General features: G+C 60.8%; 23 protein-coding genes. 16 read left to right on the top strand and 7 right to left on the bottom strand.

Features of this window, described 5'->3' with window-relative positions; translation table 11 throughout:
- The first annotated feature begins 30 nt into the window (after positions 1-30).
- The 7 genes from Q3Y64_RS16840 to fliN all read left to right on the top strand — a co-directional run bounded on the left by Q3Y64_RS16840 (position 31) and on the right by fliN (position 6,138).
- The gene (locus tag Q3Y64_RS16840) at positions 31-696 is read left to right on the top strand and encodes a FliH/SctL family protein (protein ID WP_303563605.1); all 666 of its coding nucleotides are present in this window, start codon (positions 31-33) and stop codon (positions 694-696) included.
- Between the two features lie 6 nt (positions 697-702).
- The gene (fliI, locus tag Q3Y64_RS16845) at positions 703-2,115 is read left to right on the top strand and encodes a flagellar protein export ATPase FliI (RefSeq protein WP_101942867.1); all 1,413 of its coding nucleotides are present in this window, start codon (positions 703-705) and stop codon (positions 2,113-2,115) included.
- A gap of 10 nt (positions 2,116-2,125) precedes the next feature.
- Positions 2,126-2,581, top strand: coding sequence for a flagellar export protein FliJ (fliJ, locus tag Q3Y64_RS16850; RefSeq protein ID WP_101942869.1), 456 nt, complete (start codon positions 2,126-2,128; stop codon positions 2,579-2,581).
- A 94-nt stretch (positions 2,582-2,675) separates the two neighbouring features.
- Entirely contained in the window at positions 2,676-3,932 is a 1,257-nt protein-coding gene (locus tag Q3Y64_RS16855; protein ID WP_303563608.1) for a flagellar hook-length control protein FliK, read from the top strand.
- A 118-nt stretch (positions 3,933-4,050) separates the two neighbouring features.
- Positions 4,051-4,650, top strand: coding sequence for a flagellar basal body-associated protein FliL (gene fliL / locus Q3Y64_RS16860; protein ID WP_101942872.1), 600 nt, complete (start codon positions 4,051-4,053; stop codon positions 4,648-4,650).
- Positions 4,651-4,679: 29 nt separating this feature from the next.
- Complete coding sequence (gene fliM / locus Q3Y64_RS16865; protein ID WP_101942874.1) at positions 4,680-5,711, top strand: flagellar motor switch protein FliM; 1,032 nt, start codon at positions 4,680-4,682, stop codon at positions 5,709-5,711.
- On the top strand, positions 5,704-6,138 hold the full coding sequence (gene fliN / locus Q3Y64_RS16870) for a flagellar motor switch protein FliN (RefSeq protein ID WP_101942875.1): 435 nt from the start codon (positions 5,704-5,706) through the stop codon (positions 6,136-6,138). Before fliM ends, fliN begins: the two co-directional genes overlap by 8 nt.
- 80 nt (positions 6,139-6,218) lie before the next feature.
- On the opposite strand, the gene Q3Y64_RS16875 is transcribed toward fliN, so the two are convergent.
- The gene (locus Q3Y64_RS16875; RefSeq protein ID WP_101942876.1) at positions 6,219-7,070 is read right to left on the bottom strand and encodes an SPFH domain-containing protein; all 852 of its coding nucleotides are present in this window, start codon (positions 7,068-7,070) and stop codon (positions 6,219-6,221) included.
- 167 nt (positions 7,071-7,237) lie between these two features.
- On the opposite strand from Q3Y64_RS16875, the gene Q3Y64_RS16880 reads away from it, so the two are divergent.
- Positions 7,238-8,242 (top strand): hypothetical protein, encoded by a 1,005-nt coding sequence (locus Q3Y64_RS16880; RefSeq protein ID WP_303563613.1) that lies wholly within the window; start codon positions 7,238-7,240, stop codon positions 8,240-8,242.
- A gap of 88 nt (positions 8,243-8,330) precedes the next feature.
- On the opposite strand, the gene Q3Y64_RS16885 is transcribed toward Q3Y64_RS16880, so the two are convergent.
- Positions 8,331-9,695, bottom strand: a complete 1,365-nt coding sequence (locus Q3Y64_RS16885) for a serine/threonine-protein kinase (RefSeq protein WP_303563614.1) — start codon at positions 9,693-9,695, stop codon at positions 8,331-8,333.
- Between the two features lie 140 nt (positions 9,696-9,835).
- Here Q3Y64_RS16885 and grpE point away from each other — a divergent pair, with 140 nt between their 5' ends.
- From grpE to Q3Y64_RS16910, 5 genes are all read left to right on the top strand, one after another.
- Positions 9,836-10,399 carry a nucleotide exchange factor GrpE gene (gene grpE, locus Q3Y64_RS16890; protein ID WP_101942882.1) on the top strand — a complete coding sequence of 188 codons (564 nt, stop codon included), beginning with the start codon at positions 9,836-9,838 and terminating at the stop codon, positions 10,397-10,399.
- Between the two features lie 89 nt (positions 10,400-10,488).
- Positions 10,489-12,414, top strand: a complete 1,926-nt coding sequence (dnaK, locus tag Q3Y64_RS16895) for a molecular chaperone DnaK (protein ID WP_101942884.1) — start codon at positions 10,489-10,491, stop codon at positions 12,412-12,414.
- 85 nt (positions 12,415-12,499) lie between these two features.
- On the top strand, positions 12,500-13,627 hold the full coding sequence (dnaJ, locus tag Q3Y64_RS16900; RefSeq protein WP_303563617.1) for a molecular chaperone DnaJ: 1,128 nt from the start codon (positions 12,500-12,502) through the stop codon (positions 13,625-13,627).
- A 92-nt stretch (positions 13,628-13,719) separates the two neighbouring features.
- The gene (locus Q3Y64_RS16905) at positions 13,720-14,127 is read left to right on the top strand and encodes a CidA/LrgA family protein (RefSeq protein ID WP_303563619.1); all 408 of its coding nucleotides are present in this window, start codon (positions 13,720-13,722) and stop codon (positions 14,125-14,127) included.
- Positions 14,124-14,807 carry an LrgB family protein gene (locus Q3Y64_RS16910; protein ID WP_101942888.1) on the top strand — a complete coding sequence of 228 codons (684 nt, stop codon included), beginning with the start codon at positions 14,124-14,126 and terminating at the stop codon, positions 14,805-14,807. The genes Q3Y64_RS16905 and Q3Y64_RS16910 overlap by 4 nt, the downstream gene beginning before the upstream one ends.
- Positions 14,808-14,861: 54 nt before the next feature.
- Here Q3Y64_RS16910 and serS read toward each other — a convergent pair whose 3' ends face one another.
- Complete coding sequence (serS, locus tag Q3Y64_RS16915) at positions 14,862-16,151, bottom strand: serine--tRNA ligase (protein ID WP_303563622.1); 1,290 nt, start codon at positions 16,149-16,151, stop codon at positions 14,862-14,864.
- A gap of 279 nt (positions 16,152-16,430) precedes the next feature.
- Here serS and Q3Y64_RS16920 point away from each other — a divergent pair, with 279 nt between their 5' ends.
- Complete coding sequence (locus tag Q3Y64_RS16920) at positions 16,431-16,679, top strand: hypothetical protein (RefSeq protein ID WP_303563625.1); 249 nt, start codon at positions 16,431-16,433, stop codon at positions 16,677-16,679.
- Here the strand turns inward: Q3Y64_RS16920 and Q3Y64_RS16925 are convergent.
- The 4 genes from Q3Y64_RS16925 to Q3Y64_RS16940 form a co-directional block, all read right to left on the bottom strand.
- On the bottom strand, positions 16,676-18,001 hold the full coding sequence (locus Q3Y64_RS16925; protein ID WP_303563627.1) for a replication-associated recombination protein A: 1,326 nt from the start codon (positions 17,999-18,001) through the stop codon (positions 16,676-16,678). The two genes, Q3Y64_RS16920 and Q3Y64_RS16925, sit on opposite strands and share 4 nt — an antisense overlap.
- 10 nt (positions 18,002-18,011) lie before the next feature.
- The gene (lolA, locus tag Q3Y64_RS16930; RefSeq protein WP_101942894.1) at positions 18,012-18,623 is read right to left on the bottom strand and encodes an outer membrane lipoprotein chaperone LolA; all 612 of its coding nucleotides are present in this window, start codon (positions 18,621-18,623) and stop codon (positions 18,012-18,014) included.
- A 21-nt stretch (positions 18,624-18,644) separates the two neighbouring features.
- A complete protein-coding gene (locus Q3Y64_RS16935; protein WP_101942895.1) occupies positions 18,645-20,963 on the bottom strand; it encodes a DNA translocase FtsK in 2,319 nt (772 codons plus the stop codon).
- Positions 20,964-21,034: 71 nt separating this feature from the next.
- On the bottom strand, positions 21,035-21,706 hold the full coding sequence (locus Q3Y64_RS16940; protein ID WP_101942896.1) for a Crp/Fnr family transcriptional regulator: 672 nt from the start codon (positions 21,704-21,706) through the stop codon (positions 21,035-21,037).
- Positions 21,707-21,935: 229 nt separating this feature from the next.
- Between Q3Y64_RS16940 and trxB the strand changes: the two genes are divergently transcribed.
- Together trxB and Q3Y64_RS16950 are read left to right on the top strand one after the other, a co-directional pair.
- Positions 21,936-22,892 (top strand): thioredoxin-disulfide reductase, encoded by a 957-nt coding sequence (gene trxB, locus Q3Y64_RS16945; RefSeq protein WP_101943190.1) that lies wholly within the window; start codon positions 21,936-21,938, stop codon positions 22,890-22,892.
- A 5-nt stretch (positions 22,893-22,897) separates the two neighbouring features.
- Positions 22,898-23,731 (top strand): Smr/MutS family protein, encoded by an 834-nt coding sequence (locus tag Q3Y64_RS16950; RefSeq protein WP_303563632.1) that lies wholly within the window; start codon positions 22,898-22,900, stop codon positions 23,729-23,731.
- Positions 23,732-23,803: the final 72 nt, after the last annotated feature.

The following is a 23,803-nucleotide window of genomic DNA, read 5'->3' on the forward strand; positions in this document are numbered from 1 at the left end:
AGCAAATGGCTCCCACAGGGGGCGCGATAGATGGCCGAAGTCATCCCACGCAGCCAGGCTTCCAGCGCCTATCAGCGCCTGGCCTTCGATCAGTTCGACGCTCCGCCGCCCGCACCAGAGCAGCCCCCCGTCGTGGAAGCAGCCGCGCCCGGCGGCCCCTTGGAAATTGCTCCGGGAGTGCAGCTGCCCACGCTGGAAGACATCGAACGCATCGTGCAGGAAGCCCAGCGCGAGGGCTACGCCGCCGGTTATGAAGAAGGCAGTGCACGCGGGCGCATGGAGGCGGCCGAACTGCATCAACTGGTGCAGTCTTTCGACGAAGCACTGGGCCAGGTGGACCAGGAGGTCGCCGAAGAGCTCCAGGCGCTGGCCATCGAGATCGCCCGCCAGGTGGTGCGTGACAGCATTGCCGCCAAGCCCGAGAGCGTGCTCGAAGTGGTACGCGAAGCAATGCAGAACCTGCCCCAGCAAAGCGCCACGATCCGCGTCAATCCGGAAGACGTGCAACTGATGCGCCGCTACGTCGGCGAGCATTACGAAGACTTGGCCCACCGCGTCGCCGAGGACGATTCGGTCGCACGCGGCGGCTGCATCATCGAATCCTCCGGTGGCCAGATCGATGCCCAGTTGCAGACCCGCTGGCGCCGCATCGTCGAGAACTTCAGCCGCAATGCCGCAGCCTTGGACGAGGAGTAAGGCCGCATGAGCTCGCGCGAGCATTTCGCTCCGGTCTGGAAAGGCTTTCTCGGCGATTGCCGCAAGCTCACCCGCGCCACCCCGCCCTTCCAGGTCCTCGGGCGGCTCACCCGCATCAACGGCATGGTGATGGAAGCCGCTGGCCTCAAACTGCCCCTGGGTTCGGGCTGCCGCGTGATGGTTCCGGGTGGTGGCACGGTAGAGGCCGAGGTCGTCGGCTTCAACGGTGACAAGCTCTACATGATGCCCACCGACGACGTGATCGGCCTCGCGCCTGGCGCACCAGTCATGCCCAACGAGCCCGTGCAGCCCACGCCGACGGCCAGCGAGCGGGTAGAGCCGCGCCGCCGTGCCTCAGACCGCGCCAAACACCTGCCGGTGGGAGACGAGATGCTCGGCCGGGTGGTGGATGGCGCCGGCCGGCCACTCGATTCATTGGGCCCCTTGCTGACCACCCAGACCCGCTCGCTGCAAAGCCGCCCGATCAACCCGCTGGCGCGAGCCTCCATCACCAACAGCCTGGATGTCGGCATTCGCGCCATCAATGCACTCATGACCGTCGGCCGCGGCCAGCGCGTGGGGCTCTTCGCCGGCTCGGGCGTAGGCAAGTCGGTGCTGATCGGGATGATGGCGCGCTACACCTCGGCCGACGTAGTCGTGGTCGGCCTGATCGGCGAGCGCGGCCGCGAGGTAAAAGAGTTCATCGAGCAGAACCTCGGCGCCTACGGCCTGGCGCGTTCGGTGGTCGTAGCGGCCCCCGCCGACACCAGCCCGCTGATGCGCCTGCAGGGCGCCGCCTACGCCACCACCATTGCCGAGCACTTCCGCGATCAGGGTAAGCAAGTGCTGCTGATCATGGATTCACTCACCCGGTATGCCATGGCCCAGCGCGAAATTGCCCTGGCCATCGGCGAACCGCCGGTTACGCGTGGCTATCCACCCTCGGTCTTCGCACGCCTGCCAGCACTGGTGGAGCGTGCCGGCAACGGGCCGGATGGCGGCGGCTCGATCACTGCCTTCTACACCGTGTTGGCCGAAGGCGACGACCAGCAAGATCCGATCGCCGACTCGGCACGCGCGATTCTGGACGGCCACTTTGTGCTCTCGCGCAACCTCGCCGATCAGGGCCACTACCCGGCACTAGATATCGAGCAATCCATCTCACGCGCCATGCACGGCCTGATCCGGCCCAGCCACTTCGATCTCGTGCGGCGTTTCAAGCAGCTATTCTCAAGATACCAGCGCTCGCGCGACCTGATCGCGGTGGGCGCCTACCAGCCCGGCGGCGACCCGCTGCTCGACGAGGCCGTACGCATATATCCGGAACTCGAGCGCTTTCTGCAGCAGGCCATTGAAGAACGTGCCGATTACGAGCAGAGCCTTGAGCAACTGCACAGGCTCTTCGGTTTGACGATGTAAGGCTGTACCCATGACGCACAAAAGTCCGCTCAAGACCTTGCAGGATCTGGCCCACACCCGGGTTGACGAAGCCACCCGCCGGCTCGGCGAGCTGATTTCCAGCGAGCAGGCCTGTGAATCCAAGCTGGGCATGTTGCTGCAGTACCGCAGCGAGTACTACGCAAAGTTCGCCCAGATGTCGCGTAACGGCCTGGACCTCTCCGCCCTGCGCAATTTCAGCGCCTTCCTTGGAAAACTCGACGACGCCATCCGCGCTCAGCAGGCGATGGTCGACAACTCCCGCGATGCCACCGTTAAAGGTCAGGAAAAGTGGGCCTCCGAACACTCCCGCGCGAAAGCTTTCGACACCCTCAGCCAGCGCCAGCACCTGCAGGAAATGCAGCGCCAGAACAAGCAGGAACAACGCCTCAGCGACGAGCATGCGATCAAGCACTACCGCCGCCAACAGGATGAAGGCGGTAGCTGAAGAACCTCATGCCTGCCGCCGGGGTCCTTAATCGACACTTGGCACAGCCCTTGCAGAGATGAGCACACAGCACCGCACATCGAGGTAACAGGCCATGGCCGCCAACACCGTTTCCGCACTTGCCGCAATCGCCCCGGTCGCCCCACGCAATGGCGCCCCACAGGGCAGTTCGGCACAAACCGGGCAGCCGGACCAGCCGAGCTTCTCCCAGGTTCTCAAGTCACGCACCCAGGCCGCCGAGAAGGCCTCAAAGCCCACCGAAAGCAAACCCTCCAGCAAAGCAGAAGGCTTGCCGGACAAGGCTTCCACCCAGGCTTCGGGCAAGCCGGAGGAGACGGCCGAAGACAGCACCAGCCCCCTGCCCGGCGATGCAGCCAAGCTGGCGCTGCTGCTAGGAGACGCTCATGCAACGCAGGCCGAGTCCGACTCGGACGAGATCGGTACGGAGGACGAAACCCTGGCCACCGATCCGTCCCTGGCCCTGCTCAGCGATCAGCCTGCTGCGGCCATCCCCCTGCAGGATCCGGCAAGCGCAGCGGCAGCCCTTGCTGCGGCAGCGGCAAACCTTGCCGGCCAAGGCGCCGCCCAAAGCGGCCCGAATGGCTCGACGCTCGGCTCAGAAGAGAGCAGAAAAGGGCTCGCAGACACTACTGGTGTTACCGACACGCGGCGGGGTGCGGAAGGTAAGGACCTGCCCGCAGGCGCCGGCATCAGCGAACGAGCCACCGCAAATAACGTGGAGTTCAATCCTGCGGCAACAGCTGCCCGCGCTTCCGACCAGGGCAGCGACCGTAGCAACAGCTTCGCCAGCGAGCTGACGCTGGCTCAGAACCAGGCCACTCAAGCCAGCCAGTCAAGCCAGACCCATCCGGGCCTGCAACCAGCACGCTCGAACGAGGTAGTGCCGCGCCACGAAGTCAGCACCCCGGTCGCGACGCGCGGCTGGGCTGATGAAGTGGGCCAGAAGATCAGCTGGGTCGCCACCCAGGACAAGGGCCGCGCTGAGCTCGTGCTGAACCCGCCGCAGATGGGGCGTATCGAGGTTTCGATCAATCTCAATGGCGATCAGGCCAGCGCCAGCTTCGTGGCCGCTAGCCCGATCGCCCGCGAAGCCCTTCAGGACGCCCTGCCCCGCCTGCGCGAAGTGCTCGCCGATGCCGGTATCCAGCTCGGCCAGGCCAACGTGAATGCCGGCAACAGCGGCCAGCAGACTCAGGGCGACACACCCAGCCAGCGCAGCACTGGCGGAAGCTACGGCCAGCGCGATACCACCAGTCTGGAGCCGCTGGTGGCGGCCAGCCACGCGAGCTGGGCCCGCAGTGGTAGCGGAATGATCGACACCTTCGCCTGAGGGAATCATGAGTTTTCTGGCAATACCCTTCATAAAGGGCCGCCAACGTCCGTTATTCAAGGCTTGAGGGCCTGACACCAGGCAGCACAATCTCAGAACTGGACGAGGACAAGCAATCATGGCAACCAGCAAGGAAGCCCCGAAGAAAGACGATGCAACAGACGGTGAGGCTGCGCCCCCCAAGAAGAGCAAGAAACTGCTCATCCTGATCGTGGTGGCCGTACTGGTACTCGGGTTGATTGGTGGTGGCGCATTCATGTTGCTGGGCAAGAAAAAGGCGGCGGCTGACGGCGAGGAAGAAGCCGCCGCAGAGAGCTCTCATGCCGAACACCAGTGGCCCGCTTACGACCCCAAGAAGCCCCCGGTCTTCATGCCGCTGGAGCCCTTTACGGTGAATCTGCAGCCCGAGAACGGCGAGCAGTTCCTGCAGGTCGTTGCCTCTGTGCGAGTCATCGATGCGCATGTGGGTGATACGGTCAAATCCTTCATGCCGCAGATCCGCCACGAAATCCTCTCGCTGCTTTCGGGCAAGAAAGCCTCCGAAATTACCACTCCGGATGGACGCGAAGAGCTGGCACTGGAGATGAAGGACATCATGAACGAAGTGCTCGGCTGGGAGCCGCCGCCGAAAAAGAAGGGCAAAAAGAAGAAGGGGGCCGAGGAGGAAGAGGTCGGCCCGGTCGTATCCGTGTTCTTCACCCAGTTCATCGTGCAGTAAAGATCCCGCAGAAAGCATAGAGGCGCCAGATGGGCCAGGACTTTCTCTCTCAGGAAGAGGTAGACGCGCTACTCAAGGGCGTCACCGGTGAAGTCGACGAGCCGGAGCACGGCGGCGAAGACGGCGCTGGCATACGCTCGTACAACCTCGCCACCCAGGAGCGCATCGTGCGCGGGCGCATGCCCACGCTCGAGCTGATCCATGAACGCTACGCGCGCTACCTGCGCATCGGCATATTCAACTACATGCACCGCAACGCGGAAGTCTCGGTAGGGCCGATCCGGGTGCAGAAGTACAGCGAGTTCGTCCGCAACCTTGTCGTCCCCACCAATCTGAACCTGGTGATGGCCAAGCCGCTACGCGGCACCGGCCTGGTGGTTTTCGATCCGAACCTGGTGTTCCTCGTCGTCGACAACATGTTCGGCGGCGACGGCCGCTTTCACTCCCGGGTCGAAGGGCGTGATTTCACCGCCACAGAACAGCGCATCATCCAGGGATTACTGCGCGTCGTATTTGCCGAGTACGAACGCGCTTGGTCACCGGTATTCCAAATCCAGTTCGAATACATTCGCAGCGAAATGAATTCGCAGTTCGCCAACATCGCCACGCCCAGCGAAATCGTCGTTGCCACCACGTTCACGCTGGAGTTCGGCGGTGCTCAAGCCGACATGCACATCTGCTTCCCGTATTCAATGATCGAGCCGATCCGCGACATCCTCTACAGCTCGATGCAGTCCGATCACATCACCCAGGACAAGCGCTGGGTCAGCCTCATGTCCAAGCAGATCAATGGCGTGGATGTGAAGCTCGTCGCCGATCTGGGCACCACCAAGGTGAGCCTGCGCGATCTCGTCAATTTCAAGGTGGGCGATATCGTTCCGCTGGAGATCCCGGAAAACATCGAGGCCCACGTCGATGGCGTCAAGGTACTCGAATGCAAATACGGCGTGCAGGGTGGCCACTACGCCCTGCGGGTGGAGAAATTCATCCGCCCGGAAGACACCGAAATCAACCTGATCGCCACAAAGCTGGGCGTGCAAGGAGAAGACAGCCATGGCTGAAGAAGACAGCAACACCGCCGAAGAGCAGATCAGTGAAGACGACTGGGCTGCGGCCATGCAGGAGCAGGCCGATGTCGACGCCGTAGCCGCCTCCAAGGAGGCCGCAGCGCTGGCTCAGCCGGTCGCCTTTCAGAACTTCGATGGCGGCGCCAAGCCCGGCAGCATGAACGACTACGAGCTGATCCTGGACATTCCGGTGCAGCTTACCGTCGAACTCGGCCGTACCCGCATCTCGATCCGCAATCTCCTCCAACTGGCCCACGGCTCGGTGGTAGAGCTAGATGCGCTGGCCGGCGAGCCAATGGATGTGCTGGTCAATGGCACCCTCATCGCCCAAGGCGAAGTGGTAGTCGTGAATGACAAGTTCGGCATTCGTCTCACCGACATCATCACACCCTCAGAGCGCGTGCGAAAACTCCGCACCTGATGACCCGCAGTCAGCGCTCCCCATGAAAACGCCCCTATCCGGGGCGTTTTCATTGCTCCACCACACAGTCCAAAACACCACTAACTGCGCGGCGACACGAAGCGCTTCACAACTTCCTGCAGATCGGCCGGCAACACGACCATCTTGGCGTTGTCGGACGCAGCCAGCTTTTCGATAGCGCTGATGTACTTCTCGCCGAGGATAAACATCATCGGTGTGCTGTGCGTGCCAATAGCCTCGGTCACCCGGCGAATGGCCTCGGCCGAGGAGGTCGCCAGCGCCACCTGCGCATTGGCATCGCGCTTGGACGACTCGAGGCGCGCCTCAGCTTCCAGGATCGCGGCCTGCTTGCTCCCCTCGGCACGCGTCACCACCGCCTTGCGCTCACGCTCGGCGGCAGCCTGCAACTCCATCGCACGCTGCATGGACTCAGAGGGTTTGATGTCCTGAATCTCCACCGTCTTGATGCTGATCCCCCAGTCAAGGGCCTCATCCGCGATGCTCTCGCGCAGACGGGCCTTGATCTTGTCGCGGGAGGACAGCGCCTCATCCAGCTCCATCTCGCCGATGATAGAGCGCAGGGTCGTCATCACCAGATTGCGGATCGCTTCCGAAAAGTTCGACACTCCATACACAGCACGCACCGGATCGGTGACCTTGATGAAAGCAATCGCATTGGTAAGGATCACCGCATTGTCACGCGTGATCACCTCCTGCTCCTGCACATCGAGAATGATGTCCTTGGTAGTGACCTTGTAGGCCACCGCATCCAGATAAGGAATCAGGATGCTAAGGCCAGGCTTGATGGTGGTCAGATACTTGCCCAAGCGCTCGACGATCCATTCATCGCCTTGCGGCACGATGCGCACGCCCTTGGCGATCGTCACAATCACGAACACCAGCAGGGCTACAACAACAAACAAGCCTTCCATGCTCAGCTCCTACCCACGATGAAGTGGCCATCATAACGCGCTGCCACAATGACATCGCTACCCGCCCTTGAAGGGGGCGTCCCCCCATCAGGAATTCAAGCTCCTCCCTGCTACGCCGGTAATCCTCCTACAGATGGCCGCATCAACAAGGGCCACAGGAGAAACGCATGAAAATCACACACAGCGACTTTCAGACGGAAGGAACAGCACTCGCCTGGCAGCGCACCCGCCAGGAGAGCAGCTTCACATTCAAGCTCGAGAGCCTCTCTAGCCGCCCGCCTCAGACCCAGGCAGAGCTGTCGTCGCAAGGTCTGGCAGTGCAACAAGCCGAAGCGGCTTCCGAGGAGGGCGAGCCGTCCATGGACAGCCGCCTCAAACTGCTCATCGCGGTCATTGAAGCCATCACCGGACGCAAGATCGAACTCTTCGACCCGGGCAGCCTGGACGCCACAAGCAGCGATACCTCGAGCTCGCCAGGCACGCCAGCCCCCGCTGCAACATCAGCCACAGAACCACAGTGGTCTGTACGCATCGAAGCCCGTCAGGTCCATGAAGAGTTTGAATTCGCGGCCTTCAGCGCCAGCGGAGAAGTGAGCACGGCGGACGGCCGCCGCATCAACTTTTCGCTCGACCTCGCGATGCAGCGCTATGAGCGGCAGGAAAGCTCCCTGCTGATCGAAGCCGGCAACACGCCCAAAGCGACCGATCCGCTGGTCCTGAATCTGGCTACAGACCAGGTACGCCTGCAAGCTGGTGCCTGGTCCTTCGATCTCAATATGGATGGGGAAAAGGAAAAGCTGGCCGGGCTCGGTGCTGGGAGCGCCTGGCTCGCACTGGACCGCAACGGCAACGGGAAGATCGACGACGGCAGCGAGCTCTTCGGCCCAAGTTCAGGCAATGGCTTCAGCGAACTGGCCGAACTGGATGAGGATGGCAATGGCTGGATCGACGAAGCAGACTCAAGCTTCGCAGCCCTCAGCGTGTGGCGCCCCGATACCGGCTCACAAAGCCTGGCAAAAGCTGGCGTCGGCGCTATAGCACTGGAACACCGCCAAACGCCCTTCAGTATCAAGGATCAGGGAGAAACACTGGGAATGGTGCGCAGCAGCGGCATCTTCCTCACCGAAGCAGGTGAAGCGCGCGGGATCCAGCAAGTAGATCTGGTGGTCTGAGAGGGCAATTGGCCCTCGCGAGGCAGCTCAGCAAGCGCTGAACGACTCTCGAGGCAGCTACTGAACCGGATGCAGATCCACTGCGGGATCAGTCATCCACCAGTGTCAGCTCCATGCTGGAACTGGTGACATTAACAGCACGCAGGGCCGGAGCGCCCTGCTCTGCCAAGCGCGCATCGGCCCGTGCCATACGCTGCACAACAGTGGTCATGAGACGCTCACGGAAGTGCTCGAGACACTCTTCAGAGGTCAAGGCCAGTGCGGCCGGAGTGATTTCGAGATAGCGCACGAAATTCTTGCTCACCACGGAGCACACCTGGCGGTGGTTGATACTGTCCAGATACGCCGTTTCACCAAAGCAATCGCCCGGGCCAATAACGGACACCGCCTTGCCATTGATCGAAAGCTCCACCTCACCCTCGAGCAGGATGCCAAAGCGCTGATCCGTAGTGCCTTCGCGCACAATCTGGGTCATCGGCTCCGCCAGACGCCAAGCCGAAAACCGCACGATTTCCCAAATCTCTATGTCGTCAAACTCGGTAAAGAACGCCAGCCGACGAATCTGGGCGAAACGCGAGCCATCCGGAACGACATCGCTTTCATCGTAAATTTTGAACTGAATCCCGGAGAGATCTTTGGCGAACTCCGCACCATTCTTGTAGCGCGAGTACAGATCCTTCTCCAGTGACTTGCGGATCACCGTATCCATGGCTTCCGGCACATCCGGGTTCAGCGCGCTGGCCGAGGGAGGATCAGTATTGATGATCTTGTAGACCAGCTGTGCCGGGTTCTTGGCCCGGAATGGCAAGCGCCCGGTGAGCATGTGGAAGAGCACCACGCCCAGCGAGTAAAGGTCGGTCTTCTGATTGAGGGGGTAGTTCTTGATCTGCTCGGGTGACATGTAGGCCGGCGATCCCACCCCCATGATGAAGGTCGAATCCTCGGCACTCTTCTTGTTCACGTTCATCGCCAGACCGAAGTCGGTGATCTTCACGTTATCCGTGCTGTCGACCAGGATGTTTGCCGGCTTGATGTCGCGGTGCACGATGCCCTGGCGGTAGGCGTAATCGAGCGCCATGGCGACCTTGAAAATGATGCTGGTGGTGCGATGCACCGGCAGCATCTTTTCGTAGCTGCAGAAATCTTCCAGCGAACCGCCGGGAAAATACTCCATCACAACGTAGGCTTCATCCTTCTCGATCACCGCCTCGTAGATCTTGATGATGTTCGGATGATCCAGACGCCGCGCCACCGAGCCCTCGGCACGCAAGAGCTTGAGCAGGCGTCGGTTCCACTTGGCCTCATCCTTGGCCTTGTCGCGGAAGGAGATGTATTTGAGGGCCACGGGCTCCGGGTAATACGGATTTTCGGCGAGATAAACGACGGCCGTCGCCCCCCGCCCGATCTCGCGGATGATCTTGTATTTCCCGACGCGTTCCGGCATATCCGCCATGACTTACCCTGCCCCCTGCCGGTCACACTCCGGCCCAGATGGGAGTGTGACAAAGATCATAAAAAAAAAGAAGGAAAGCGCTTGAAAAACAGCGTCAATACCCCATCTGAGCCTCTGGATTCAATTCAGGAGCACGTTTGATGTCGCAAAATCAGGATAGTCTCGAGCAGGGACTGGAACCGGCAAGCAGCCCGCAAGACCCCCAAAACGCTGACGACGGTCAGGCCCAGGCAAACATTGACACCTTGCCGAGCATCGAAGAGCAGTTGCGCCAGACCGAATTGCTGGCTGCTGAACACCATGATGCCTGGCTGCGCGCCAAGGCCGAAACCGAAAACGTGCGCCGCCGTGCTCAGGAAGACATCAGCAAAGCCGCAAAGTTCGCCATCGAGAAGTTCGCCAATGAACTGCTGGTGGTGAAAGACAGCCTGGAGCAGACCCTTGCTGTCGAGGGTGCCAGTCTGGAGTCTATCCGCGAAGGTGCTGATCTGACCCTCAAGAACCTCGCCAAGGCCTTCGAGAAGAGCGGCCTGCAGGACATCAATCCGCTCGGCGAGAAGTTCGACCCGCACAAGCATCAGGCCATCTCCGCCGTCCCCTCGGATCAGCCGGCGAACACCGTCGTGCAAGTGTTCCAAAAGGGGTACGCACTGGAAGGCCGTGTGCTGCGCCCGGCGCTGGTCGCTGTCGCCCAATCGGCTTGAAATTCAGGGGCATGCCCCCACTTCAGTAACAGGAATGAATGCGAAGCGCGCACCCGCGCTTCCCGGAAAGACATCAAGGAGCTTTGAACATGGCAAAAATCATTGGTATTGACCTCGGCACCACCAACAGCTGCGTGGCCATCATGGAAGGCGGCCAGCCCAAGGTGATCGAAAACTCGGAAGGTGCGCGCACCACGCCGTCCATCGTGGCTTACATGGAAGAAGGCGAAGTTCTGTGCGGCGCACCCGCCAAGCGTCAGGCCGTGACCAACGCCAAGAACACGCTCTATGCCGTCAAGCGCCTGATCGGCCGCCGCTTCGAAGAGAAGGAAGTGCAGAAGGACATCCACATGATGCCCTACGCCATCGTCAAGGCAGACAACGGCGACGCCTGGGTGGAAGTGCGCGGCAAGAAGATGGCCCCGCCGCAAATCTCCGCTGACGTGCTGCGCAAGATGAAGAAGACCGCTGAAGACTACCTCGGCGAAGAAGTCACCGAAGCCGTGATCACCGTGCCGGCCTACTTCAACGACAGCCAGCGCCAAGCCACCAAGGATGCCGGCCGCATCGCCGGTCTGGATGTAAAGCGCATCATCAACGAGCCGACCGCTGCTGCGCTGGCTTTCGGTCTGGACAAGGTAGGCAAGAAAGACCAGAAGATCGCCGTGTTCGATTTGGGCGGCGGCACCTTCGATATCTCGATCATCGAAATCGCCGACGTGGATGGCGACAAGCAATTCGAAGTGCTCGCTACCAATGGCGACACCTTCCTTGGTGGCGAAGACTTCGACCAGCGCCTGATCGATTTCATCGTGGCCGAGTTCAAGACCATCAACGGCATCGACCTCTCGAAGGACGCTATCGCCCTGCAACGCATCAAGGCAGCTGCCGAGCGCGCCAAGATCGAGCTGTCGTCCAGCCAGCAGACCGAAATCAACGAGCCCTACATCACCATGGCCAACGGCGCGCCCGCCCACTTGACCATGAAAATCACCCGCGCCAAGTTCGAGTCGCTGGTCGAAGAGCTGGTGAACAACACCATCGAGCCTTGCCGCAAGGCGCTGAAGGACGCCGGCCTGTCCATCACTGACATCGACGACGTGATCCTCGTCGGCGGCCAAACCCGCATGCCCAAGGTGCAGGAAAAGGTCAAAGAGTTCTTCGGCAAGGAAGCCCGCAAGGACGTGAACCCGGACGAAGCCGTGGCCGTCGGCGCCGCAATTCAGGGTGGCGTGCTCAAGGGTGACGTGAAGGACGTGCTGCTGCTGGACGTCTCCCCGCTGTCCCTGGGTATCGAAACCCTGGGTGGCGTGATGACCGCCATGATCAAGCGCAACACCACCATTCCGACCAAGCACGCACAGGTCTTCTCGACCGCTGACGACAACCAGCCCGCCGTGACCATCAAGGTCTATCAAGGTGAGCGCGAAATGGCCGCCGGCAACAAGCTGCTCGGCGAATTCAATTTGGAAGGAATTGCGCCCGCCCCGCGCGGCATGCCGCAGATCGAAGTGACCTTCGACATCGACGCCAACGGCATCCTGCACGTGAAGGCCGCCGACAAGGCCACCGGTAAGGAAAACAAGATCACCATCAAGGCCAACTCCGGCCTGTCGGAAGACGAAATCCAGAAGATGGTGAACGATGCTGCTGCGCACGCTGAAGAAGACAAGCGTCAGCATGAGCTGGTGGAAGCCCGCAATCAGTGCGATGGCTTGATCCACACCACCAAGAAGGCGCTCAGCGAGCACGGCGACAAGGTTTCTGCTGAAGAGAAGGGCAAGATCGAAGCGGCTCTAAAGGAAGCGGAAGACGCCATCAAGAGCGACGACAAGGCCGAAATCGAAGCCAAGGCACAAGCCCTGGCAACGGTCAGCCAGAAGCTCGGCGAAGCTATGTACGCCCAGCAGCAAGCCGCTGAAGGCGCGGCCGCAGGCGGCGCTCAGGCTGAAGCCAAGCCGGCAGACGACAACGTAGTGGATGCGGAATTCACTGAAGTCAAAGACAAGAAGTAATTCCACTCACCGCAGAGGCGCCTGGAGCGCAAAGAGCCACGCCGCAGTGCAGACGCTCTTTGCGCTCTTGCCTTGAGGAAGACCCATGGCAAAAAGAGATTATTACGAAGTGCTGGGCGTTGCCCGCGACGCTTCGGACGACGACATCAAGAAGGCCTATCGCAAGCTGGCCATGAAACACCATCCAGACCGCAATCCGGATGACAAGGGCGCGGAAGAGAAATTCAAGGAGGCCAAAGAAGCCTACGAGATGCTCTCGGACAGCCAGAAACGCGGCGCTTACGATCGTTACGGCCATGCCGGCGTGGATCAGTCCGCCGGCCATGGCGGCTTCGGCGGCGGCGGGCAGGACTTCGGCGATGCCTTCGGTGGCATCTTCGACGAGATTTTCGGGGGTGGCCGCGGTGGCGGCGGCGGCGCACGCGTCTATCGCGGCGGTGACCTACGCTACAACCTTGAGGTATCGCTCGAAGAAGCTGCACGCGGTGTCGAAAAGACGATCCGCATTCCGGTTCAGGAAGAATGTGGCACCTGCAAGGGCTCCGGCGCTAAGCCCGGCACCCAGCCCAAGACCTGCGGCACCTGTGGCGGCGCAGGCCAGGTCCGCATGCAGCAAGGCTTCTTCTCGATCCAGCAGACCTGTCCGAAGTGTCACGGCTCCGGCCGCGTCATCACCGATCCGTGTGGTGACTGCCACGGCGCGGGTCGCGTGAAGAAACAGAAGACCCTGGAAGTGAAGATCCCGGCCGGCATCGACTCCGGCATGCGTCTGCGCCACGCCGGCTTCGGCGAACCCGGCGTAAATGGGGGGCCTCCGGGCGATCTGTTCGTCGAGATCCATATCAAGCAGCACGCAGTCTTCGAGCGTGACGGGGATGATCTGCATTGCGAGATGCCGATCAGCTTCGTGACCGCTGCGATTGGTGGCGAAATAGAAATCCCGACCCTCGATGGCGCTGCCGCGATCAAGATCCCGGCCGAGACCCAGACCGGAAAAGTCTTTCGCCTGCGCGGCAAGGGCATCAAGAATGTGCGCAGCGGCTACCATGGCGACTTGCACTGCCATGTGGTGATCGAGACGCCGGTCAAACTCAACGAACGTCAAAAAGAACTGCTGCGCGAGTTCGAGTCCATCTGCAAAGATGGCGGAGACAGCCACAATCCGCGTGCCAAATCCTGGATGGACAAGGTCAAGGACTTCTTTGCCGACTGAAGAAGGCTGCAAACTCAGAAAGAACCCGCTCCGGCGGGTTTTTTCTTGTGCAGCGCCGTATCATTACAAGGCTTCGTTTCATTGGCGCACAAATGCCTGCCCTGCCCCCACGCCTCCACCAGTTCTGCCGCACCCTGCTGCAGATCGGCCTGCTGATCCTGATCTGGCTCGCCGCCGTCGAACTCTCAAGCAACTGGCTGCACGGCCTGCCACCTACCGTTACCGGCATCGCACTGGCCCTGGTCCTGCTCGGACTGGGCCTCTTGCGTCGCGAATGGTTGGCAGACGGTGCAGGCTGGCTGCTGCGGGAAATGCTGCTGTTTTTCATCCCGGTGGTAATCGCCGTGCTGCAATACGGCGAAGTGCTACAGGGGCGCTTCGTTGCGATCGGTCTGGTCATCGTCGGCAGCACAGCCTGCGTCATGCTCTCCACGGCATTGGCCGTCGATCTCGTTTGGAAGCTTGAAGCGCGCTGGCGCAAACATGGAGAAGACGCATGACGCTACTGCATGGTCTCTTCTGGCTCGCACTAACCGTTCTGCTATACACCGCAGCGCGCGGCCTGCATCGCCGCATAGCCCACCCGCTGCTCTCACCACTGATTGTGGTACCAGCCATCCTGATCGCCATCCTGCTCCTGGCCCGCGTGCCTTACGCCGCATACAACGCACAGAGCCACTGGCTCTCTGCCATGCTGGGGCCGGCGACAGTCGCCTTTGCAATCCCGATCTTCGAATACCGGTCAGTCATTCGTCGCCACTGGCTTCCCCTGATCGTTGGCGTAGTGGTCGGCATGACGGTCGCGGTACTGAGCACCGCCTGGTTCAGCCATCTGATGGGCCTACCGGATCTTCTGGCCCGCAGCCTCGCTGTGCGCTCGATCAGCACCCCGTTCGCGCTGGCCGCTGCCCCCCAGCTAGGAGGTCAGGCAGAACTCGCGGCAGTATTTGTGGTGATCACCGGGCTGGTCGGCATGGTGCTGGGCGAATGGTTGTTGAGCTGGCTACCGGTACGCTCGGCGCTGGCCAAGGGCGCGCTGTTCGGCGCCGGCGCCCACGCTGTTGGCACAGTCACAGCCCACAAACGAGATACAGAGGAAGGCGTGATTTCGAGCCTGACCATGATCATTGCCGGCATCCTGATGGTATTGCTGGCGCCCTGGCTGGCAACGCTGCTTTAAGCAGAAACAACAAAGGCTCCACGAAGGAGCCTTTGTTGTTAAAGAAGCGAAGGATCAGGCCTGCGGTGCGAGCACTTCCAGCCCACCCATGTACGGCTTGAGCGCCTCCGGAATCACAACCGAGCCATCGGCCTGCTGATAGTTTTCCAGAACAGCCACCAGCGTACGCCCCACTGCCAGGCCGGAACCGTTCAAGGTGTGCACCAGCTCGTTTTTGCCGGTTTCAGCCTTGTAGCGAGCTTGCATGCGGCGGGCCTGGAAGGCTTCGCAGTTGGACACCGAAGAAATCTCGCGATAAGTGCCTTGCGCCGGCAACCACACTTCAAGATCGTAAGTACGCGCAGCCGAGAAGCCCATATCACCGGTACACAAAGCCACCACCCGATACGGCAGCTTCAGCTTCTGCAGCACCGCCTCAGCATTGCCCACCATTTCCTCCAGCGCCGCTGCGCTCTCTTCCGGACGGGTGATGCGAACCATCTCGACCTTGTCGAACTGGTGCTGGCGGATCATGCCCTTGGTGTCACGACCATAGCTGCCAGCCTCCGAACGGAAGCACGGCGTATGCGCGGTGAGCTTGAGTGGCAGATCTTCAGCCTTGAGGATTGTGTCCTTGACGATATTGGTCAGCGAAATTTCGGAAGTCGAGATCAGGTACTGGGTCTGACCATCTTCACCACCACGCTCCACCCGGAACATGTCATCGGCAAACTTGGGCAGCTGACCGGTGCCGAACAGCACGTCCGGATTCACGATGTACGGCGTGTAGCACTCGGTGTAGCCGTGTTCGCCAGTCTGGGTATCCAGCATCAGCTGAGCAATCGCACGGTGTAGGCGCGCCATGCCGCCCTTGAGGAAGGAAAAACGCGCGCCTGAAAGCTTGGCGCCAGTGTCGAAGTCCAGCCCCAGCGGCTCGCCGAGGTCAGCGTGGTCCTTGACCTCGAAATCAAAAGCGCGCGGGCTGCCCCAACGGCGCACCTCTACGTTGCCCGACTCATCCTTGCCGACCGGCACGTCTTCATTCGGCAGGTTCGGGATGCGCGCAAGAAAATCGTTCAGGCGGGTCTGCAAAGCACCCAGCTGCTCTTCGCAGGCTTTCAGCTCATCACCCAGACCACCCACTTCCGCCATCACAGCCGAAGCATCTTCGCCCTTGCCCTTCAACATGCCGATTTGCTTGGAAAGGCTGTTGCGCCTTGACTGCAATTCCTGAGTACGGGTCTGCAGAGTCTTGCGATCGTCTTCCATGGATTGGAAGACGGCTACGTCGAGCACGAAATTGCGCTTGGCCAGGCGCAGGGCAACGGCGTCGAGCTGGGTGCGGAGAAGCTGGATATCAAGCATGGTGATCTGGATGGCGGATTTCTTAGAAGCGCGCAGTTTACACGAGGCACCCGTTCAGCCCTTTGTGCAGCGCAAAGTTTTGTCGCATACCCGCCCGTATTGCGCCCTTCCAGCAAGGCTTTCGGGCTGACATTAGAAAATGCAATTGCACACAGGGAGCCGCATAGCCAATTGCAACTGGCGATCAAATCACTGTGCTCTAGCTTGGAGTGTGTAGTGAAGTCAAAAAGCCACGCTTTGCGAGGCGAACAAGCTGCAGAGGAGCCCGAGATGTTAACGATGCAAGACTGCCTAGACTACTGTGACCTGACCGATGAAGAAGTTGAACTGTTTGCCGAACACGAACACATCCCGCAGGAAATCGCCGGCCCGATGGCCTGCAGTCTGGTGCAGACCGACGAAGGCGTGGAGATGATCTGCAGTTGCCTTTCAGACCTTGTATCGGACGCCATGACGCAAGGTGCTATCGACAAAGCCGAACACGTGCTTCACGTGTATGCCGAATTCCGTTCGGCACATCCGGTCTAGCGATCTTCACCGTCTCGCGCCGCGCGATCCAGGCCCTTAAGGTAGGCGAGCTTCTGGGCGATCTTGCCCTCCAGGCCGCGATCGGTTGGCTCATACCAGCTGATCGCCGGCATCCCCTCTGGCAGATAATCCTCACCCGCAGCATAAGCGCCAGGTTCATCGTGTGCGTATCGGTATTCCTTGCCGTAGCCCAACTCCTTCATGAGCTTGGTCGGCGCATTACGCAAATGAATCGGTACCGAACGGCTAACGTCCTGTTTCACGAAACGGCGTGCCTCGTTGTAGGCCATGTAGGCCGCATTCGATTTGGCGGCCACCGCCAGATACAGCACTGCCTGAGCCAGTGCCAGTTCGCCCTCGGGTGAGCCGAGGCGCTCGTAAGTCTGGCAGGCCTCAAGCGACATCGTCAGCGCACGTGGATCGGCCAAACCGATATCCTCTACAGCCATACGCACGATGCGCCGCCCCAGATACAGCGGATCCGCACCACCATCAAGCATGCGCACGAACCAGTAGAGTGCTGCATCAGGGTTCGAGCCACGCACCGATTTGTGCAGCGCAGAAATCTGGTCGTAAAAAGCTTCGCCGCCCTTGTCGAAGCGGCGCAGATTCTGGGCCAGCGTCGACTCGGCGAACTCCCCGGTGATCTCCTTCACCCCGGCAGCACTGGATGCAGTTTCCAGGGTTTCCAGCACGTTCAGAAAACGCCGTGCATCCCCATCGGCCCAGCCGATCAGGCGATCGCGCGCTTCGTCGGTAAATCGGAGTGTTGGCAGGGCTTCACGGCTGGCGCGGGCAAAAAGCTGCTGCATTTCCTCTGGTTTGAGGCTATCCAGCACATACACGGCGGCGCGTGAAAGCAGCGCCGAATTGACTTCAAACGACGGGTTTTCAGTGGTCGCGCCAATGAAAGTCAGCAAACCGGATTCAACGTAAGGCAGGAACGCGTCCTGCTGACTCTTGTTGAAGCGGTGCACTTCATCCACGAACAGGATGGTGCGGCGGCCGGTGGTGCCCTGCAGCATTTCGGCCTGAGCCACCGCCTCGCGAATATCCTTGACGCCCGCGAATACCGCTGACAAGGCCATGAACTCGGCATCGAAATGTCGTGCCATCAGGCGTGCCAGCGTCGTCTTGCCCACCCCCGGCGGCCCCCACAGGATCATCGAGTGTGGCTTGCCGGACTCCACCGCCAACCTCAAGGGTTTGCCCGGCCCGAGTAAATGGATCTGGCCAACCACATCGTCAAGCGTTTGCGGCCGAAGACGTTCAGCAAGTGGAACCTTGTCAGGCGATGGCGGGCTTGAGAAAAGATCGGCCATTCAGTCTGGCCTACTCGCCTACCACATCCGCCCCCTTGGGCGGCGTGAAGCGAAAAGCATCGGCCGGCAGCACCGGATTGCGTTCAAAAGCGGAAAACTGCAGCACGGTGAGCTGGCCGAAGTTGTCACGCACTTCCATGGCCTGCGGCAGATTGCCTTTCATGCCGATACGCACCCGTTCGAAGCCGGCTTCGTTGCTGCGCGGCGTGGCTTCCACCCACTCCAGTCCGTCAGCAGCACCATCCTCGCGCAGGGAGAAGTTTTTCTGGAAATCATTGCTTCCGGCCAGCAAGGCTGCCGGAGTGGCGCCGAGCGCCTGGCTCATCGGCTTGATCACGACCTGATTGAGCTCTTTGTCGTAACTCCACAGCTTGCTGCCGTCAGCAACGATCAGCTGGTTGTAAGGCTTGGTGTACTCCCAGCGGAACTTGCCGGGGCGCAGGAAGCTCATCGTGCCGGAGGCGTTCTGCCCGGCTCGGCCAGTTTTTGAGATGACTTTCTGGGTGAAGCTGGCACGCGCCGTCTTGCTACCGTCCAGAAACTGCTGCAACTGCTCGATAGCGGCGGCAAAAGCAAGTGTCGGCGCTGCCAGACACAGCAGCGAAAGAAGCATTTTTTTCATACAGGAAATTCCGGGAAAGAGTTATTGCTCGCGGGCAGGTGCCAACACTTCGCGATTACCCGTGGCATTGGCCGACGACACCAAGCCAGCCTGCTCCATCTGTTCGATGAGGCGTGCCGCGCGGTTGTAGCCAATGCGCAGATGGCGTTGCACCAGCGAAATCGACGGGCGACGGGTCTGCAGCACCACCGCCACGGCCTTGTCGTAAAGCTCATCGGCTTCGCCACCGCCGTTGCCGGATTCGCCGAAGATGTCAGAGCTGAGCTCGCCGCCCTCTTCCGTGGCGCCCGACAGCATGCCTTCGATGTAATTGGGCTGGCCAGTGCTCTTGAGATACTCGACCACCTTGTGGACTTCCTTGTCGTCCACGAAAGCGCCGTGCACCCGCGTCGGAAAACCGGTACCCGGGGCAAGATAGAGCATATCTCCCATGCCCAGCAGGGACTCAGCCCCCATCTGATCGAGGATGGTGCGCGAATCAATCTTGCTGGAGACCTGGAAGGCCATGCGCGTCGGGATATTGGCCTTGATCAGGCCAGTAATCACATCCACTGATGGGCGCTGGGTGGCGAGCACAAGGTGAATACCCGCCGCACGCGCTTTCTGCGCCAGACGCGCAATCAGTTCCTCGATCTTCTTGCCAACCACCATCATCAAGTCAGCCAGCTCGTCGATCACCACCACAATCAACGGCATGTGTTCCAGTGGCTCGGGATTTTCGGGAGTCAGCGAGAAAGGATTCTTGATCGGTGAGCCGGCCTTCACCCCATCAGCGATCTGCTTGTTGAAGCCAGCCAGGTTACGCACGCCCATAGCGGACATCAGTTTGTAGCGGCGCTCCATCTCGCCCACACACCAGTTGAGCGCATGCGCGGCGTGCTTCATGTCGGTCACAACCGGCGCCAGCAGATGCGGAATGCCTTCGTAAACAGACAGTTCGAGCATTTTCGGATCCACCAGGATCAGGCGCACCTTGTCCGCTTCGGCCTTGTAGAGCAGCGACAGGATCATCGCGTTGATGCCCACCGACTTGCCCGAACCGGTCGTGCCCGCCACCAGCAGGTGCGGCATCTTCGCGAGATCCGCCACCACCGGGTTGCCGCCGATATCCTTGCCCAGCGCCACCGTCAGCGGCGAATGCATGTCGTGATAGACCTTGGAGCCGATGATTTCCGAGAGACGCACGGTCTGGCGCTTCACGTTCGGAATTTCGAGGCCCATGCAGGCTTTGCCTGGGATTGTTTCGACCACCCGGATGCTCATCACCGACAGGGCGCGCGCCAGATCCTTGACCAGATTCATGATCTGGGCACCCTTCACACCGATGGCTGGCTCGATTTCGTAGCGCGTGATCACCGGGCCGGGATAAGCCGCCAGCACCTTCACCTCGACACCGAAGTCCGCGAGCTTCCGTTCAATCAGGCGTGAAGTGTATTCAAGGGTTTCGACAGACGGCGGCTCTACGTCGTTGCTCGGCGCATCCAGCAGGGTCAAACCGGGCAGACCGGCGCCCGCAGGCGTTTCGCCAAACAGGCCAACCTGGCGCTCCTTGTCCGCTTTCGGGGCCTCAACGATCTTGAGCGGCTCGGCCTTCATGACCGGTTCGATATGGATCGCCACCGGCGGCGCATCCTCACGCTTCTTGCGCTCGCGCTTGACCTTTTCTTCGCGTTTGACGGCAATTTCCTTGCCTGCCTGACGATCACGCCAGGAATGCAGCTTGCGCAGGATGAAGGCCCACGAGAGCTCCAAGCCCAGCCCGAGCTTCTCCACTGCTTCGACCAGCGAGAAACCGCCAAACAGGCTCAAGCCACCCGCCCACGCTGCCAGCATGAGCAGCGTGCCGCCAGTAAAACCGAGGTAGCGCACTACCAGTCGGCCAAATTCGGTACCGATCACGCCACCGGGCTGGCCCGGCAACAGGGCATGGCTAGTATGAAAGCGCACCGCTTCGATGCCGCAACTGGTCAGCAGCAGGATCACAAAACCTGCCAGTACGATGAACAGCGAGCGGCGGTCGGATTCAAGCTCGTTGCGGAAACGACGCCCGCCGAGGAATAGGCCCCAGAACATCAGCACCACCAGCAACCAGGCCGAGCTACCGAAGAGTTGCAGCAGCATATCGGCAAACCAGGCCCCGAAACGCCCACCAGGATTGGCAATCTGGCCAACCTCAACGGCATGGGACCAGCTCGGGTCGGCCTTGCTGTAGCCCGCGAGGATCATCGTCAGATAAGCGCCCGCAGCCCCCAGCAGCAACCAGCCGGCCTCGCGCAACAGGAGGCCGATTTTTTCTGGCAGGGGCTGACTTGCGGGACGCGAAGAGGCTCTGAACAACATGAGGTTGCCGGGGGCAGACAGGATGCGGCCGATTATACCGCGCGGGCTGGCTGCTCTCGCGGCCGCCCGCATCAGGCGTCGGCCACCTGTTCGATGATCACCAGACCATCCGGCGTTTCTTCGAGCAAGCCGCGTGCTTGCAGATCCTTCATCACGCGCGAAACCATCTCACGCGAAGCGCCAATCATGCGGGCAATGTCCTGCTTGGAAATTTTCTTGCGCACGACGCTGCGACCGTCGACCGTCTCGGCCATATCCAGCAAAAGACGGGCCACGCGCCCATACACATCCATCAAGGCAAGACTTTCGATCTTACGATCAGCTGCACGCAGCCGACGCGCCATGTTGCACATGACGCGCAGACAAACCTCGAAGTTGTGCGCCATGATCTGGCGGAAATCGGCTTGCGGGATCACGATCAGATCAGAAGCCGCTACTGCGGTCACCGTAGCAGAACGGGGCTCCTCATCCAGCACCCCCATTTCGCCAAAAACATCACCCTGACCGATGATCGTCAGGATCACCTCACGGCCATCTTCATCGCTGACAAGTACTTTGAGACTGCCATTCAGTACGAAATAGACGTTATCGGTCAGCTCTCCGGCCTGAACCACCGTAGTACCACGGGCCACCCGGCGCAGGGTGGCGCAGCGGGCTACTTCTTCGAGACGCTCGGCGTCCAGTCCCTGAAAGATCGGCACCGTTCGCAGCGCAGTTGCAGAAATCGTGTGCTTGATTGCCATTAACCCTCCGTGCCGGCCGCAGCCTATGCGCGGGAAATTCTGATTGAAATGCCAACTTGTGCCACGAGTATATGTGACAAGCTTCACGCTTGGAAACATCCCGCATTCACAATCACCGATAGCAGACAAGTAGTACCCGCCAATGCCTCCGATTGGCAGGGACAATCAGGGAGGCAGCCAAGGGCTCGGCTATAATCCGGCACAAGAAATTTTCCTGAAGGAGCCCATCATGAGTGGAACGACCCAGCATCATCCCCTGATCATCCTTGGCTCCGGCCCTGCCGGCTATACCGCGGCCGTTTACGCTGCGCGTGCCAATCTCAAGCCGGTGCTGATCACCGGCATGGCCCAGGGCGGCCAGCTGATGACGACGACCGAAGTCGATAACTGGCCGGCTGACGCCGACGGTGTGCAAGGCCCCGATCTGATGGCCCGCTTCGAAAAACACGCACGCCGCTTCAACACTGAGATCATTTTTGATCACATCCACACGACGAAGCTGACCGAGCGCCCCTTCACGCTGGTGGGGGACGCCGGCACTTACACCTGTGACGCGCTAATCATCGCCACCGGCGCTACGGCTAAGTACCTGGGCCTGCCCTCGGAAGAGAAGTTCTCCGGTCGCGGCGTGTCGGCTTGCGCAACCTGTGACGGTTTTTTCTACAAGAATCAGGAAGTCGCCGTGATCGGCGGCGGCAACACCGCTGTGGAAGAGGCCCTGTATCTGGCCAACATCGCCAGTAAGGTGACGCTGGTGCATCGCCGCGACAAGTTCCGCGCTGAAGCCATCATGGTCGACAAGCTCATGGAGCGTGTTCAAGAAGGCAAGATCGTACTGGAGCTGGATTCAACGCTGGACGAAGTCATCGGCGACGCCAAGGGCGTGAACGGCATGCGCATCAAGAACCTCAAGACCGGTGCCGCCAAGGACATCGCGCTGCAAGGTGTGTTCATTGCCATCGGGCACGCACCAAACACCGATATCTTCAAGGGCCAACTGGACATGAACGAAGCTGGCTACCTGACAGTGCAGACTGGCCAGCACGGCAACGCCACCCAGACCACCATCAAGGGCGTGTTTGCTGCTGGAGATGTGGCCGACCACAACTACCGTCAGGCTATCACCTCGGCAGCCACTGGCTGCATGGCCGCACTGGATGCAGAGCGCTACCTCGGCGGGCTCTAAACTGCATGAGCAAGACCCGCCTGCCTGCGTTAGCTGAACTCAAGCGCAAGCTCAAAGAACAACCCGCCCCACGGCGGGTTGTTGCCGTTAACGCGCCAGATGAAGCCAGCCTGCTGCGCGAGGCCTTGTCCGGTGTAAAGGCCTTGCCGCCCGGTAACCATGCCGAGATCGAGCGCCCCAAGCCAGCGCCCATTCCGCGCACGCGCAGTGCCGAAGAGCTGGCGCCAACTACCGTCGTACAGACGAATCAGGACGAGTGGATTCCCGCTGCCTGGCTGGCCGAAGATGCCAAACCGCTGGCGGGCGAAACCAGCGATCTGGCTGCTGCTCTGCGCGGGGTAAAACCCATCCAGAACACACGCGTGGAGATCGAAGCGCCCAAACCCAAGCCGCTACCGCTCCAACTGGAACGCGATGAGGCGGCAGCACTGGCCGAATCCATCTACGCACCCACCTCGCTGGATCTGCACCTGGAAGGCGGCGACGAGTTGTTTTATCTCGCCAACGGCGTGCCGCGCGCGATCATCCGCGACCTGCGCCGAGGCCGCTGGGTGGTTCACGATCAGGTCGACCTGCATGGCTGCAACCGCGATGAAGCACGCGATCTGCTGGCTGCCTGCATGGGGCGCTGGAAGAAGGAAGGCATCCGCTGCGTGCGCGTGGTGCACGGCAAGGGGCGCGGCTCCCCCGGCCGCGAACCGGTTCTGAAGAAACTCGTGGCGGGCTGGCTAATGAACTACGCAGACGTGATGGCTTACTGCCAGGCACGCCTGCCGGATGGCGGCGCCGGCGCCCTGATCGTGCTGCTCAAGGCTTCGCGGACAAGTTCATTGCTGTAGGAGCTGCAGCTCAACCATAGGATCGACTTCAGTCGCACAGCAGACCTGTTTGGCCGACTGAAGTCGGCCAAA

This window comes from Uliginosibacterium sp. 31-12 (genome assembly GCF_030548425.1).
GTDB lineage: Bacteria > Pseudomonadota > Gammaproteobacteria > Burkholderiales > Rhodocyclaceae > Uliginosibacterium > Uliginosibacterium aquaticum.